The organism is Lachnospiraceae bacterium, from assembly GCA_022794035.1.
Classification (GTDB): domain Bacteria; phylum Bacillota; class Clostridia; order Lachnospirales; family Bianqueaceae; genus CALWPV01.
This window is the reverse complement of sequence record JAAWDX010000003.1, coordinates 161362-177799: the sequence shown is the minus strand read 5'-3', so window position 1 is coordinate 177799 and position 16438 is coordinate 161362. Positions and strand designations below refer to the sequence as shown.

General features: G+C 46.2%; 14 protein-coding genes. 4 read left to right on the top strand and 10 right to left on the bottom strand.

Annotated features, from left to right (window positions below):
- Nucleotides 1-36 precede the first annotated feature (36 nt).
- From HFE64_02470 to HFE64_02455, 4 genes are all read right to left on the bottom strand, one after another.
- Entirely contained in the window at nt 37-876 is an 840-nt protein-coding gene (locus HFE64_02470; GenBank protein ID MCI8632334.1) for a nucleotidyltransferase domain-containing protein, read from the bottom strand.
- A gap of 5 nt (nt 877-881) precedes the next feature.
- Entirely contained in the window at nt 882-1775 is an 894-nt protein-coding gene (locus tag HFE64_02465; protein MCI8632333.1) for a sugar phosphate isomerase/epimerase, read from the bottom strand.
- On the bottom strand, nt 1754-2335 hold the full coding sequence (locus tag HFE64_02460; GenBank protein ID MCI8632332.1) for a GNAT family N-acetyltransferase: 582 nt from the start codon (nt 2333-2335) through the stop codon (nt 1754-1756). Before HFE64_02460 ends, HFE64_02465 begins: the two co-directional genes overlap by 22 nt.
- A 689-nt stretch (nt 2336-3024) precedes the next feature.
- The gene (locus HFE64_02455) at nt 3025-3690 is read right to left on the bottom strand and encodes a helix-turn-helix transcriptional regulator (protein MCI8632331.1); all 666 of its coding nucleotides are present in this window, start codon (nt 3688-3690) and stop codon (nt 3025-3027) included.
- A gap of 292 nt (nt 3691-3982) precedes the next feature.
- On the opposite strand from HFE64_02455, the gene HFE64_02450 reads away from it, so the two are divergent.
- The 4 genes from HFE64_02450 (at nt 3983) to glpK (ending at nt 9144) form a co-directional block, all read left to right on the top strand.
- A complete protein-coding gene (locus HFE64_02450) occupies nt 3983-4945 on the top strand; it encodes a DUF1177 domain-containing protein (protein MCI8632330.1) in 963 nt (320 codons plus the stop codon).
- 103 nt (nt 4946-5048) lie between these two features.
- Nucleotides 5049-6131: a cation transporter gene (locus HFE64_02445; GenBank protein MCI8632329.1), complete on the top strand. Its 1083-nt coding sequence runs from the start codon at nt 5049-5051 to the stop codon at nt 6129-6131.
- Nucleotides 6132-6173: 42 nt separating this feature from the next.
- The gene (pap, locus tag HFE64_02440; GenBank protein ID MCI8632328.1) at nt 6174-7676 is read left to right on the top strand and encodes a polyphosphate:AMP phosphotransferase; all 1503 of its coding nucleotides are present in this window, start codon (nt 6174-6176) and stop codon (nt 7674-7676) included.
- A 1-nt stretch (nt 7677) separates the two neighbouring features.
- A complete protein-coding gene (glpK, locus tag HFE64_02435; protein ID MCI8632327.1) occupies nt 7678-9144 on the top strand; it encodes a glycerol kinase GlpK in 1467 nt (488 codons plus the stop codon).
- Between the two features lie 37 nt (nt 9145-9181).
- Here the strand turns inward: glpK and HFE64_02430 are convergent, their stop codons facing one another.
- From HFE64_02430 to HFE64_02405, 6 genes are all read right to left on the bottom strand, one after another.
- Nucleotides 9182-9793: a helix-turn-helix transcriptional regulator gene (locus HFE64_02430; protein MCI8632326.1), complete on the bottom strand. Its 612-nt coding sequence runs from the start codon at nt 9791-9793 to the stop codon at nt 9182-9184.
- 218 nt (nt 9794-10011) lie between these two features.
- On the bottom strand, nt 10012-11916 hold the full coding sequence (locus HFE64_02425) for an ABC transporter substrate-binding protein (protein MCI8632325.1): 1905 nt from the start codon (nt 11914-11916) through the stop codon (nt 10012-10014).
- A gap of 188 nt (nt 11917-12104) precedes the next feature.
- Entirely contained in the window at nt 12105-12896 is a 792-nt protein-coding gene (locus tag HFE64_02420) for a hypothetical protein (GenBank protein ID MCI8632324.1), read from the bottom strand.
- A gap of 35 nt (nt 12897-12931) precedes the next feature.
- Entirely contained in the window at nt 12932-14647 is a 1716-nt protein-coding gene (locus HFE64_02415; GenBank protein MCI8632323.1) for a hypothetical protein, read from the bottom strand.
- A gap of 16 nt (nt 14648-14663) precedes the next feature.
- A complete protein-coding gene (locus HFE64_02410; GenBank protein MCI8632322.1) occupies nt 14664-15275 on the bottom strand; it encodes an acetyltransferase in 612 nt (203 codons plus the stop codon).
- Between the two features lie 19 nt (nt 15276-15294).
- The gene (locus HFE64_02405; GenBank protein MCI8632321.1) at nt 15295-16434 is read right to left on the bottom strand and encodes a glycosyltransferase; all 1140 of its coding nucleotides are present in this window, start codon (nt 16432-16434) and stop codon (nt 15295-15297) included.
- Nucleotides 16435-16438 lie beyond the last annotated feature (4 nt).

Genomic DNA, 16438 nt, shown 5'->3' with positions numbered 1-16438 from the left:
AGTCCGCATCCAATAGGGTGCGGACTTTACTATTGATCATCCTTTCATTTTTTCCTTTAATTCATCGCGCACGGCGCGAAGAAGCTCACGCTGCTTTTGCAAGGCGGCATGGTCCGGTGGCGCGCTCATAAGCAAAGCCGCATTTTCCAAAAGGGGTCTCGGACAATACGGTAGAGCCTGCAGCGCTTTGATCAGCTTTTTATCGCCGGTAAAATAAGCGTCATTCACCGCAAAAATCACCTGCACCAGATCCATCACCGTATGCATCACAATTGGTCCGCAAAACCAGATATCTTCTCGCCCAATCGCACTATCATAATGAAAATTATCCAGCCATGTATTCGCGCGTGCCCAAAAGGTATGAATAATACTTTCCTTAAGCGCTGCCGGATAAGGAATGACTCTTTTTTGATACGCTTCCAATATTCCTTCTGGATCGTATATGGGCTTAATAAAGGATAATTCGCAGACATGGATAAACGTATAATACCCATTCGACGTCCACGTAGCCGGAATGATCTCAAAGTGGCCGGAAAGCGCATCCTCTACGCGCTGATCCGTCATGCCAAAGGTACGCACGACCACCTCGATCGGTATCCCCTGATATTTAAAATCCAATCCGCCGCCCCATGGCTTCGCATCCGGATTCTCATCCATCCAAATCCCTGCGTCTGCATCCGCGACTTCCTCTACGATCCGTTTTCTTTCTGCCAGTGGTTTTACTGCATCCACATACATATAAAGATCAATGTCGGAAGCGGCATCTGCCACTCCCTTTGCATGAGCCCCGGCAAGCGCAATGCTGCAGCGCCCTTCCGCCGTCTGACGCAGCATCTTCACCAAGGTATCAATTGTTTCCTGCAGCTTCTTCTCCATTCTTTTCACTCCTTTATCATAATGCGGTTTAATATTTTCTGCAGCGCCCGGTACTGCATTTCATATGCCTGCGCTCCGTCCCTTGCCTTATTTTCCCGGATGATCTGATCTGCACCTGCTTTTTCCAAAGAGCTTAGTGAATCAAATAACACCAGATGTGGCTCCAGTGTCAGGAAGCCATCATATCCCTCTTCGCAGATTGCCCTTTGCAGCAGCTCCTCAATCTTCCCTTCGCCCGTTCCGCAAAGCACATTCTCTTTATTCTCCGAAATCGCGTCTTTAATATGGATATAGGCAATATATCCTCTTAAAAGCTCCCAGCACTGCGCCGGATCCTCGCCGCACTGCACAAAGTTTGCAAAATCAAAGGCAAACTGAAAATGCGGACCTGCCAGCTCTTGCATCAGGTCTAAGCACCGCATGCCTGTATCGCCGTAAATGTCTTTCTCATTTTCGTGAATCAAAATGATGTCATACTGCTCCGCGATCGGAATCATCTGCCGCAGGCGCTCAAGCACCTTTTCTCGATAAGCCTCCGGCGCTGCTCCCTTTGGCATAAAAAAGCTAAAAACCCGAATATAACGGCAATCCAGCAGCTTACAAATCTGACACAGATTCTTAAGCTGCGCCATCTGGCGTTTGAATCCGTCTTCATCCTCAATCCCAATCTTACCGATCGGTGAGCCTAGCGACGATACCCAGATCCCCGCCTCTCTCATTCTAGGCAGCAGACGCTCTCTTGCCTCTTCCGGCGTATATTCGGCAATGCCCTTTCCATCTGCCGTACGCAGTGATATATATTCCATTCCCAGTGCCTTCACCGTGCGCAGCTGCACATCAAAATCCGCGCTAATTTCATCTGCGAATCCAGAAATTTTCATCTTATCTTTTTCTCCCATTTAAATGTTAATCCATCGTACCTTGCACCGTCAACCTCACGCGTGCCTACTGCACGACTCCATTCTACAAAGCCAAGCTTCTTCGCAACACGAATCATGCGGCCATTGCCAGACCATGTTTGTGTATACAGCTCGTCCCATCCATGCTCTGCACAATACTCAAGAAATGCGCGAAGCGCATTTGTACCAATCCCGCTTCCCCATATATTTGATTCGCAGATATCAATCCCAACTGCATGATATATCGTTTGACCATCTTTGATATTCTTAGCAGATATCCATTGATAATTTTCATCAATTGAGTAGGCGCTTACCCACCCAATATGCCGGCCTTCATATTCAATTTCAAACTTCCAGCGAAACAGATCATCCGGCAGCTGCTTTACTGATTCATAATATTCTCGCCAGCTTTGCCGTTCTTCCGCTTCATCCGTTTCAATCGCCTCCCACGGTGCATCATATTCTGACCATGCTGTTTCCTGTGTGAACCATCTCACATAATCTTCAATATCCGTTTCTATCATATCACGCAGCACAATGTTTTCATATTGAATCTCCATTTTTATGTCTCCTTTTGTAACTACCTTGCCGCAAACTCGCAAGGCGGCTCAGGGGCTTGCCTAGCCTAAACTGCCTTGCCGCCTTTATTATATCATGACGACACCGGAGTTTGGCATAAAATGCCAAACTCATAGCGCAGCACAATTGCTTGATTAGCCTAACTATATCTGGCTGCGCTTATTATATCATGAGTTCAGCTATCTGTGGCGGAAAAATTAAATATAGCTGAAAAGAAAATCATGACAGTCTCATGCCAGGACAGTTTTGAGAAAGAATTTTGGACCGGTTTAACGTGCAAAAGGGCTTGCAGCACCGTTGATGATAGCTTTTTTACAACTAATTAACGGGTTAAATGACCCGTTATTATAGAGAATGAAACTCAATGTAACGGAGACAAGCAGTAATTTACCCAGTTAAATGAACAAAAACAGCAGAGGGATAACTTGCCAAATAGGGCTAAGGCACGTTAAAAAACCGATATCAGAAGAAAATAACGCGGCTACGACATTCCTTAAGGGACGGACCCGCACCAAAAGGACGGCCAAAATCCGCCATATCGCAAATTTCAGCCATCACTGGCGGAAGTACACTTTTTGAGCGGCTATATAAGCTGCTATATGGTATGAGCTGCTCTATATTAAAAAAGGCTGCCAAGACCCCCTCGCAGCCTTAGCAGCCCTTCTGCCCGTCAAATCTCCGGCAGCTCCCCCTTCTCCTTCATGATCACATCACCAGAAGCACGAAACGGTCCATACACCACATCTGCCTCCACATTTCCATTGATCTTGCTGCCCTCGCCGCATCGCACCGTCTGTGCCTGCACATTGCCGTTAATTTTATCCGTCTCCACCATTCTGGCCTCCATCACGCTGCCATTCACTTTCTCGCAGTACACATCCTGTGCCCGCGCGATACTGCCATTGATCTTCCCGGCAATTTCCGCATTGCCATAGATGCTCACATGCAGCTCCGGCTCCTGAAAGCTCCGTTCCGAGCCCATGCACCACGCAATATTCCCAAGCTCAATCGGCTGCTCAGGCCTCTCTTGCCGCAGCATCTCCCCATCACGATAATAGGCCACCACCACCTGCAGGCTGTCCCCAAGGTCAGATACTGGAGCTTTTTCCGGCATGACCGGCAAACCTTTGCTGTCCTCTCCCGTGAGCAGGTAGTCCACGGTGACGCCAAAATATCTCGCCAGATCCGGCAGCAGCTGGATATCCGGGTAGGACATGCCCGTCTCCCACTTGCTCACCGCCTGCACGCTCACGCCCATGGCCTCGGCCAGTGTTTCCTGTTTGATTTCTTTTTCCCTGCGCAGCTCGCGCAGGATGCTGGTTAATTTAATATTCATTTGTTTTCTCCTGTTCGCAGATTGTATCGATCGATGCATTCATCGTAGCAGATCATGCACAAAATAGCAATCAAGCATTCGTTGACCGGCCGATTCAACCATTGGTTGATCGCTTTTCCTGCTTGCGCTTTCCCCCAATTTATGCTACCATAAGTTCAGCTCATTCTTCGCTGAACTTAGCAAGAAATCCCTGCGGGATTCTTGCGGTCGTCCTGTGGTTTTATGCTACCATAAGCTCAGCTCATGCATACTTTTTAATTCTATTCATATATCATTAAGAAAGGCAGCTGCTATGTTATTCAAACAATTACTTGACGTATACGATCTGTTAGACACGGCCAGTGCAAATGGCGAAGCCGTAAAAAGCTATCTACTTGGCATCGATGCCGACGCACAGGTCGAAACCTATCCGCTTTATGCCGCAAACGGCAAGGGAAAAACGGACGTCGTGCGCCTATGGATTCCCGGCACGCACGGAAAAATGAACGGCGGCTCCGCGCCCACGATCGGACTGATCGGACGCCTCGGCGGCATCGGCGCGCGCCCTGATCAGATCGGCTTTGTATCCGACGGCGACGGTGCGCTTTGCGCACTGGCACTGGCCGCCAAACTTCTGGACATGAAGCAGAAGGGCGATCGTCTGGAGGGAGATGTCTTCATCGCCACCCATGTATGCCCCGATGCGCCCACCGCGCCTCACAAACCAGTTCCCTTCATGGGCTCTCACATCAGCACCGTACAGTCCAATCGAGAAGAAGTCATAGAGGGGCTGGACGCTGTTTTATCGGTGGACACGACCAAGGGCAACCGCGTCATCAATCACCGCGGCTTTGCTATTTCCAACACGGTTATGCAGGGCTATGTGCTCTCCGTTTCCGAAGATCTGCTTAGCACCATGGAGATCACGACCGGCGAGCTGCCCTACGTATTTCCGCTGGCCACGCAGGATATCACGCCCTACGGCAATGGTGTCAGCCATTTAAACAGCATCCTGCAGCCCGCCACAGCCACGCAAGCCCCTGTTGTCGGCGTTGCCATCACGGCTCAAACGGCCGTTCCCGGCTGCGCTACCAATGCCAGCCACCTGACCGATATCGAAAATGCCGCCCGCTTCATGCTGCAGGTAGCCATCGATTTCGGGCGCGGCAACTGCCGCTTTTATGACTCCGCCGAATGGGATATTTTGCAACAGCGCTACGGCAGCCTGCAGCATCTGCAAACCTTCGGCAATCTGCCGCCGGCCTCAGAAGACTAAACTAATTTCATAAGGAGACATATCATTGCTCACTCTTCTTGCTAAGCTATTCATCAAGGATCGTGAGAATACCGCAAGCCCCAGAACGCGCCAGGCCTATGGCATGCTCTGCGGGCTTCTTGGTATCTTTCTCAATCTGCTTTTATTCACCGGAAAATTTCTGGCCGGCACCCTCACCGGTTCCGTAGCCATCACAGCCGACGCCTTCAACAACCTATCCGACGCCGGCTCATCGCTCATCACGCTCATCGGCTTCAAAATGGCCGGCCAAAAGCCCGACCTCGACCACCCCTTCGGCCACGGCCGCATCGAATACATATCCGGCCTCATCGTATCCGCCCTGATCCTGCTGATGGGCTTCGAGCTCGTTAAAACCTCCGTCGAAAAAATCATCCACCCTGAGGTAACGGAGCTGACCCTGCCCAGCGCCCTCATTCTGCTCGTGGCCATTCTGGTCAAGGGATATATGGCGCTCTATAATCGCCGCACTGCGGCAAAAATAGATTCAGCTGCCATGCGGGCCACGGCTATGGACAGTCTCAGCGATATGGCTGCCACGACCGCGGTGCTGATCTGCTCGGTGATTGCCCATTACACCGGTCTGGCCATCGACGGCTGGTGCGGTCTGCTTGTTTCCGGCTTCATTTTATTTTCCGGCTACAGCGCGGCTAAGGATACGATCAATCCGCTGCTGGGGCAGGCGCCGGATCCTGAATTCATTCGGCAGATCCAGAGCATTGTGATGGAGGCGCCCATCATCACCGGCATTCATGACCTGATCATCCATGATTATGGTCCTGGCCGGCAGATGGTTTCACTGCATGCAGAAATTCCCATGGATGTGGACATTCTAAAGGCACATGATATGATCGACAATATCGAAATGCAGCTGCGCGAACGGCTTGGCTGCGACGCTGTGATCCATATGGATCCCATTGCGACCGATGACGCGCTCACCAATGAGCTGCGCATGAAGCTCAGCAGCTTTGCACACGAGATTTCTGATGAAATTTCCATCCATGACTTTCGGATGGTTGTCGGCGAAACGCATACTAATCTGATCTTTGACGCCGTGCTGCCCTATCAGCTAAACGCCGATGAATTCAAGCAGCAGCTCACGCAGCGGGTAAGCGAGCTGCCGGGAAAATATTATGCTGTGATCAACATAGACCGGCCCTTTGTATAAAGAGCCCTCTATGTGAAATACATGTTAGAACGGAGGAATAGTGTGTTAGAAAAAATTGATCTTTCTAAGAAGATGGACAAAAAGGAATTTAAGACGCTGATGCGCGAGCTGGATGCCAAGCTGGGCCGCCTGCAGCGCCTCTGCAAGGAAAAGGGAATTCCTGTGATCATCACCTTTGAAGGCCTCGGCGCTGCCGGCAAGGGCACGATGATCAACCGTCTCATCGAACCGCTCGATCCGAGAGGCTTCAAGGTGTATACCACGCAGCGCGAGACGGAGGAGGAGCATTACCATCCGTTTTTATGGCGCTTCTGGAACATGATGCCCGGCAAGGGACGCATCTCGATTCTGGACCGCAGCTGGTACCGCATCCTGCTCAACGACCGCTTCGACGGCAAGAGCACTGCCAAAAATCTGGCCACCGCTGCCGATGAAATCAATTCCTTTGAAGAGCTGTTAACCGATGACCATATCGTACTCATCAAGTTCTTCCTCGTAATTTCGCAAAAGGAACAGAAAAAGCGCCTGAAAAAGCTAGAGGATTCTAAAGAAACTGCCTGGCGCGTGACGAAGGGCGACTGGCAGCGCTGTGAGCAGTATGACGCCTATTTCCGCATCGCTGAGGAAGCACTGCAAAAGACGGATCGTGACAACGCTCCCTGGACCATTGTGGAAGCGGAAGATAAGGAATATGCCGCGGCCAAGATTGCCTCCACCGTTGTCAGCCGTCTGGAAGAGGCCATTGCTGCTTCCGACCGCCGCGCTGCGCATCTGATTAAGGTGAGCCCCGAGGAGAGCGCCCAGATCCATACCGACAATTTCCGCGCCTCTGCGCTGGCTGGCATTGACCTTTCTAAAACACTGACCAAAGAACAATATCAGAAGAGGCTGAAGGAGCTGCAAAAGAAGCTGACCAAGCTCCACGGCGAGCTCTATCTGCGCCGCATCCCCGTGATTTTAGCCTTTGAGGGCTGGGACGCCGGCGGCAAGGGCGGCGCCATCAAACGACTTACCCAGGCGCTTGATCCCCGCGGCTACAGCGTGCACCCGGTGGCTTCTCCCAATGATTTAGAAAAATCTCACCATTATTTGTGGCGCTTTTGGACCGCCGTGCCCAAAGCCGGTCACATCGCCATCTTCGACCGCTCCTGGTACGGCCGCGTCATGGTAGAACGCCTCGAGGGCTTCTGCTCCGAGGAGGAATGGCGCCGTGCTTATAAAGAAATGAACCACATGGAGGAAAGCTGGACCAACAGCGGCGCCGTTGTACTCAAATTCTGGATGCACATCGACAAGGATGAACAGGAGCGCCGCTTCAAGGAGCGCCAGGAAAACCCCGATAAGCAGTGGAAAATCACCGAAGAAGACTGGCGCAACCGTGCAAAATGGGATCAGTATGAGGTGGCCGTAGACGAGATGCTCGTCCGCACCTCCACCACCTACGCGCCTTGGATCATCGTAGAAGCCAACAGCAAATATTACGCCCGCATCAAGGTGCTCGAAACCGTTGTAAACGCCATTGAACGCCGTTTAGAGGAAGAATAACATGTCACTCATTCTCTCTTTAGATTCCGGCACCACCAGCGTACGCGCCCTGCTGTTCGACGAGCAGGGCCGCACGCTCGGCATGTGTCAGGAAGAAATTCATCAATCCTATCCCCATGCCGGCTGGGTCGAAGAAGATCCTCTGGAAATCTGGGACAAGCAGCTGCTCGTCTGCCGCCGCCTCCTGGAGCAGCTGTCGCTGCAAGCCTCCGACATCACCTGCCTTGGCATTACCAATCAGCGCGAGACGCTCATTGCCTGGGATAAGCATACTGCAAGGCCTGTGTATCCTGCCATCGTCTGGCAGTGCCGCCGCACAGAAGAAGTCTGCGAGCAGCTTAAAGCGCGCGGTCTTTTTGATTGGCTGCATGAAAAGACGGGGCTCATCCCCGATGCTTATTTTTCGGCTACCAAAATTCAGTGGCTGCTGCAAAACGTCCCGGGCGCACGGGAGAAGGCTGAGGCCGGCGATCTGCTGTTTGGCACGATTGATACCTGGCTGATCTATCAGGCTACATGCGGCCGCGTATATGCAACCGACTATTCTAACGCCTCTCGCACGATGTTGCTGAATATCCATACGCTGGACTGGGACGATGAAATACTGGACTTTTTTGGCATATCGCGCGTCAATCTTCCTGCCGTGCAGGAGAGCGGCTCTGACTTTGGCCGGATGGATGCATCGTTTTTGGGCGCTGAAATCCCGATCTGCGCCGTGCTGGGCGATCAGCAAAGCGCTCTCTTTGGCCAGCTCTGCTTTGAAAAAAGCGAGGCTAAATGTACCTACGGTACGGGCGCCTTTATCCTTTCTAATATTGGCGATTCGCCGCTGTTTTCTAAAAACGGCCTGCTGACGACTGTGGCCTGGGGGCTGCGGGGTGAGGTGCGCTATGCATTTGAGGGCAGTATTTTTATGGCGGGCGCTGTTATCCAGTGGCTGCGCGATAATCTGGGGCTGATTGAGCATGCCAGTGATTCGCAGCAGCTGGCTGAGTCGGTGCCGAGCTCAGAGGGTGTGTATTTTGTGTCTTCCTTTCAGGGGCTTGGGGCGCCGTGGTGGGAAAATGGCCGCCGCGCCAGCCTGCATGGGATGACGCGCAAAACGACGGCGGCGCATATCGTCCGCGCGGCTCTGGAGAGCGTGGCCTACCGTGTAAAGGATGTGGTGGGCGCGATGGAGCGCGAAATGGGGCTTCCCTGCATGTCGCTCCGCACAGACGGCGGTATGAGCGCCAATGATTTCCTGATGCAGTTTCAGGCGGATCTGCTGCAGATTCCGGTGATTCAAACTGCTAATCCAGAGGTGACCGCGCTTGGCACTGCCTTTATGGCCGGCCTCGTCAGCGGCGTCTGGAAGGATCAGGAGTCGCTAAGAACGCTTGTTGCCGAAAGCCGGCGGCTTTATCCGGTTATGCCGCCCGAAGAAGCCGGTAAGCTTTATCAGGGCTGGCTGGACGTGTTGAAATAAAAAATTAAGACGCCTTCCTGATGAAGGCGTCTTAATTTTATTGCAGAGTGCCGCAATCAGTAAACACAAAATCCCCAATCGTAAACTTGTTATTTGTAATGGTTTCAGCAAGCTGTCTGCTTTCAATATACTCATCACTTACGATTACAAGAAATTGTTTGCTGGATTGTTTGACAAGATAAAATTCTTTATTAGCATTTTTAATACTGTTAAGAAGCTTTGGTATTCCAAATGGTGCACTGGTTAAAAAACCTATTATGTGATCTGTCATTTTCTCACTCTTGGTCAGCATTTGTTCTCCCATTAGATAATGAATTTCAGCATCTGGATATTTTTTTATTACGACCATATCTTTTTTTCCTGATTTTTTACTCCATCTTCCTCTAATTTTTCGTTTATAAATATAATCAGCAAGATTGATTTCTTCTTTCATCACAGACAGATTCAGACTTTCCTCATTATCAAGAAGATAATCAACACTAACATCAAGACATTTTGAAAGCCGTTTGAGATTTTCTATATCAGGTGTCCCTTTGTCGGCTTCCCATTTGGTAACTGCCTGCCGCGATACTAAAAGCCTTTCTGCCAACTGCTCCTGCGTAAACCCTATATTCTTTCTTGCGGATTTTAACTTTTCTCCTAATGTCATTCCTATTTTATTATTTTTAGTCATTGTACAATCCTCCAATAGCCATTCATTTAACTGTTGGCTTAATGATAATTCTCGTAATCATCTATTACAAGAAACGCTCATTTGCACAAGGGCAACGCTTCGTAGCAATTAGCTTTCTAATCATTTCTGTTAATTATAAAACGAAAAGGAGACAACTTCTTTATAGGAAGCGTCTCCTTTTTGTTTTACTTTATTTATGATGGATCCGATAAAATCTCACCATTTTCGCATCTTTCGATCAGCTGCTTTGCCTGCTGCACAGCCTCTGCATCCTCTTTCATGACGGAAAGCGCTTCGCTTCCGCCAGAATAGGTCGGCAGCATATCGCCATACCCATGCACACTGTTGGTGACGATATTCCAAGAACCACCCTCGCCCAACTGCATCTTCACCAAGTCAGAGATTTTATCTCGCGGCATATCCGTGATGAAGCATCCGGAAACGCTGTCCATAAGCCCCATGTAATTGGTTAAAATGGCAGGAGACATAACCTTATCAATAATTGCCTTGATCATCGCCATCTGATTGCGGCCACGCTGCACATCTCCGTCGGAGAAAGAGTATCTTTCTCGCACAAATGCCAGTGCGCTGGCGCCATCCACGTAGTTATACCCAGCATCAAAATAATAGCCGCCTGCCGAAGCAGTAAAGGCGTAATCCGAATATACCTCTACTCCGCCTAATGCATCTACAATATCTTGAAATCCGCTAAAATTCACACGCACATAATAATCAATATCGATGCCATACAGATTTTCCAGCGTCGTCATCGAACAATCCACGCCATATAGTCCTGCATGTGTCAGCTTATCCATACATCCCTCATAAAAGGGAAGTTCTACATAATAGTCACGCGGCGTAGTCGTCAGCAAAATCTGCCGTGTTTTGGGATTAACCGTGGCTAGAATATTAACATCTGTACGTCCATCGGCTAATGACACAGTTCCATAGGAATCATTACCTGACAGAAACACGGTAAAAGCCTCTTCTGTAACATCAACATCTGGTTTTGGTTCCTTCTGGATAATTTCTTCCTGATAGGTAAAAGAATCTAAAACCCGTGTCTCCTGATCAAACTTCGGATAGGTTTCCTGAATCAAAGGACGGTATGCTTCATTGATAATAATCGCATCCACCTCGCCGCTGTATAACGCCTGTGCCTGTGTAGCAAAACCATCATATTCCTTAGTGCTGATATCCTGACTATATTTACTCTGCAAGTCTGACAAAGTAGTATTGGTATTGGTCCTATCTAGAATACCCTGCACGCCAAAACTCTTCCCATCCAGATCTTGCAGACCCTGAGCAGGACTATCGGCCAGCACCACTACTGATACATCGCTTACCTTTACAAGCTGCCCCGTTGTCAGATCAGCCATGACATTATTGGCCTTCCATATATAAACTGTTCCTACTGACAACACTAAAATGATCAGTATAGCATAGATCTTTCCTACTGTTTGCCCTGCCTTTAGCTTCTGCGATAATAAAGTGAACCCCCAAAGCACTAGTAAAATAACAGCAATAGCAGCTACATATTTTGCTGGCAGCAAATCGAGTATAAAGATCAGCACCATAAATACGGCCGTTACAACTGCCTGCAGCGCAATCAGGGTTTTTCCAAAAATATTTTTTTTCTTCTTCTGTTTTTCACGCCGCATAGCCCGTTCCTCTTCCCGTTCCTTCAAATACGCTTCCCTATCAAAAAACTGATTTTCGTTCTCCTGATATTTATCATATCCACTAGTCGCACGAGGAGGCCTCTGCCCCTCGCGGTGCTGCCTAGGAATCGGATTCCCGTTTTCATCGTAGCGTACCGGCGGACGCTTTTTCGGAGGAATTGGATTGCCGTTCTCGTCGTAGCGTACCGGTGGACGTTTGCGCGGCGGAATTGGATTGCCGTTCTCGTCGTAGCGTACCGGTGGACGCTTGCGCGGAGGAATTGGATTGCCGTTCTCGTCGTAGCGTACCGGCGGACGCTTTTTCGGCGGGATTGGATTCCCGTTCTCGTCATAGCGTACCGGCGGACGATGGTTTATATTTTGCGCTTTTCTCTGCTGCCCTTGCTCAGAGGGCCTTCTTTTGTTTTCCTGATCCATATATATTACCTTCTTAATTATTAAAACTTTATTTCTACCTATTATAACAGGTATAGACTCATTATGCAAAACAGATTTTAATCTCTTCAAAATAAATCTCTAGTATAAACCTTCTCTTGCACATTATCGAAGTAGTTATAAGCCTAATCCATGTGCTACCAATGGATGTCACCGTTTCTCTGACTTAATTAGTCACCTTTTTCATATGTATCAGCATTATCGTTTATTCTCAGTTCCCTTTTTAAGACTTTCAGCAAATACGGTGGAAAGTGTTTCGCAACATCCTTGTGGTCCGTATAGCAATACTCTGCATCTAACGAAACACTGTACCCATTTTGATTTAAATCTCTCACCATATCCTCCACATGATCTTTGTAAGTATGCTCATTTTTTGAACAGTGAACAAATACTTTTAAATGACTATCGCCTGCATGATCTTTAACTGCACATGGCAGTATTTCATTCAATGCAGCAACCGCCTCTTGTCCTGAGCTCCCATAAATGCTTTTTAATATCTTTTTATGCGAATCGCAATTCAAGTAGTCACCGATATAATACTGAGGAGCGCCGGAAATGGTCATATCCGCCCTGCACAAAATACCATATAACAAAGCTGCGCTCCCACCTTTACTAGATCCCACGGTTATTACTTTTCTGTTTTTGGCATATTTTTCAACAAGTGCTGCTATTTCCTGAATAATCGTACCATTAAATGTACCCTCACGATCCACTAAGTAATAACCACCACGATTTTGATAACCAAAATCATCAAGTATATATAATTTATTGGCTTTTATATCTTTAAGTGTTCTTATGTAGTTGTATCTTGCGGGCATACCAGCACCTGCAAATCCAGAAAAAACAACAATTAACACATCCGATTCTCTCTGTTTTTGATAAATATAGCGGATCTCATTCTTACCATATTTTTTCTCCAGGATATGAAAATAGATGCTTTTTATTGTACCTATAATACGCATTTTTTCACCTCGCAAAAATGGGAATGTTATTGTTATTATCTGTCAATATACTGTTTGATGATCGACAGAACACTAATTGAAATTATTTTTTCAAGCATATTGCCCTCTTTAAATAGCTTTTCTGCACATGTATATATTTCTGGCGATTGTTTTGCACAATCATTGTTATCTCGCCAATAATTGGTAAAAAACACTCGAAAATCAGGATTACTTGCATACCAATAAGCAAAGGGGTTCATATCATGAACACTCTTCACATTACGTCCGATATATGACATTAATTTCTTTTTTACACGGAAGGGGAAACGGTGCAAATTAACTCGAAATTGAGATGCATCTGGAAGAAGACCTGTTGTTGCATAAATGAAACGCATAGCGTCTGGATTTTTTTTATTCTGCCATTTTATACCAATCCGCTCTTCTATTCTCATTTCTCTCGAGAGAGAATAAAAGAATGAAAGGAAGTCAATATCCCCAAAAGGAGACATTACTTCTATGGCGTTTTGTTTGGTCAAGGCTGTATTCATATTTCCAAGCATGTCACGAGTATACGAGAGAAATAGCTCTATATTCTCAAATCCCTCTGTACAACTCTCGTCTAAATTAATATCCAGCAGGTGAGACAAACATTTTTTTCGTTCATTGACTATTATAGGCAAATATCCATCGTTTGTCTTATTGAACAAATGAGCGCCTTCATAAATATCTCCAAATACGCCGTTAACCGATAAGCCGATTTTTTTCGTATCTAATAACTCTATCCAACGCTTATAAGCGCCGTTACCAGCGTAATAGCAACTTCCCCCATTCATGCGAATGATCTGGTCTATGTCATATAGATGTGCTGCATTGTCAATTGAGTAAAAGATATTTGTATAGCCTAAGTAGCTGGCAATGTCTTGCGCAATTGTTTGATCTGTGCTCCCGCTTTGTCCAAAGCTGAAAGTAAGAGCGTTTTTCACACCAAGTCTTTTTGCCGTAAAGCATATTGCGCGACTATCAAGTCCTCCACTTAAATCATAAATAGTCTGATATCCATATTCTTTATCTTTATCGATTATTCTTTTCATAGCCTTTAAGAACAAACGATCAAAGGTTTCGATCGCCTCGTCTTCTGTAATCGCGGTATTTGGCTTATTAGACATCCGGTGGTAGCGATTTAACTCTGCTTTTCCATTTGCAATTGTCAGATAATGACCCGGCATCACACGGTATACATTTTTAATCTGTGTTCTTTTATCAATCATACATCCATATACAAACATATAGTCGAATGCGGCCTTTTCTATATCGCGGCGCAATCCAAGCCGCTGCATAGATTGAGAGATGTATCGTATTTCAGAACCAACAATAAAGCCCAATTCATTTTGGAACCAATAAAGGGAACGCCCGATATGGTCGGTAAATATGAGCCACTCATCCTTTTTCTTATCTAAAACCGCACCAGAAAAGCTCCCCCGAAAATCATTGAAAAATTCAGTTTCTCTTTCTTCTCGCATTTTCAAAACAGTTAAAGTAAAATCGCTATCCCCATACTTTTGGCACAATTCAGTTTTATTCAGTATGACCCCTTCAAGAATAATGACCACCTTGTCATTTTCAAAAAAAACCTTGTCATCTAAATACTTATCTAAAGTATTGCGTTGTATTACATATTTATCATTTGCAATTTCTTGCTTTATACATTTGCTTTGATATTCATTATCAGGAACTGTAATTCCCTTAATACTACTAATAAAAAAGCCTGGCATATTGATTCCTCCATTTTTACTTCTGTGATATTACCTTGCGTGCGGGTATTCCGACGTATATTCCTTCTTCACAAATATCTTTTACAACAACAGCACCAGCACCAACCACAACGTCCTTACATATTGTAATATTATTCTTTACAGTGGCGCCAATTCCAATATGTACATTTTCACCAATCCTTACTGTCCCGCCAAGTACAGCACGAGGCGAGACATGAGCATAGTCACCTATCCAGCAATCGTGTTCAATAATTGCCCCGCTATTGATAATGCAATGCTCGCCGATAATAACACCCGGATTAATTATTGCTCCTGCCATAACTACGGTTCCCTTACCAATAACTGCATCTTCCGCTACCACTGCAGAAGGATGAATAGCTGTTGCATAGGTCAACCGTTTATGAGCTAATGCAATATTCTTTCTAATCCTATTATTACCGACGCAAATAATAAACTGTTTATCTGCATACTTTAATTCGGCAGCGCAATCATTTCCCAGAATATGAAGGCTTGCAGAGGGAGGGGCCTCATTACAAAGAAACCCTTTAACCTCTTCATTATTACTTTTAACAATATCGGCAACAACTCTTGCATGACCGCCTGCTCCAAACAATACTATTTCTCGCATTGTGTCATCTCTCTTTCAGTTAAACTATAGGAAAGAAATAGCTCTTTTCCCATCCTTTTTTTAAATTTTCCCATGAAGAATACTGATAAATAGCTGCATTTTCTAATTGTCGATACACTCCGGCTGAAATAATTTTCGCAACTACTTCTGGTATTTCAGAAATATCTTTATACTCAACACAAGAAAGGCCAAACTCTGATATTTCCGGATATGAAAGCCATATAGGATTAAGAACCATTGCTCCTGAGAACAAGTATTCTTGCATTGTGGCAGAAAAGGCATCTGTTATCTGTGCGTTAATATAAATATCAACCGCATATCTAAGCTTAGCAACATCTATATCACTCATATAATTGGTTAAAATAATTGTTTTGCAGGAAAGAGTACTTATAATCTGTTGCAACCGTTCCCAGTACTCTTCGCTGCATTCACCATATCCACACTGCAGGACAAGCTCAATACGTTCCTGCAAGCTTTTATCCAATGTCTGTATCTGACTCAGCACTTTGTCATGCTGCTGTCCCTGAGCCTTATTATAGCCGATTGCAATAAGCACTTTTTGGGGGTCAGCTCCTATCGACTTTTTACAGTCTTCTATCGATAAGGTTTCTTTGACATGCATTATCGATAAAAATCCGGACACACCAAATCGTACCTTGTTGATCCGCTCCGAGTATTTATGACTATATACCTTTATAAACTTTTCATACATTGCATCCGAGGATAGTGTAAAGCATGATATCTCTGAAAAAAATTTACTTTCCTTCTTAAGCTCACGAGCTCCTTTACGCAGCAAATCGCTCCCCCAATATGATACAACAATACGAGTATTACTTTGTTTTAACAATTTTGCCAACAACAACGCTGCTCTTGTTACATAATGTACATGGATTACATCAAAAAAGCCATACTTTTTCAATGATTTTACCCTTGTTAAAATATTTGCAATTCCATTTAATTTTGGTATTTTATCAAGCAAAGAAGCACGACGTTGTAGCGGTACCAAAAAAACATGCCGTTGCTGATAAAAAATATCAAACCTTGTTTTGAGAGAAGTTGTTGTTAAATATACCTCATAATCGTCTGACATCAAAATATGCTCAATATAGTTCTTAACCCATATAGAATCTGCATTTCCAATAATCAATATTTTTCTCATAGGG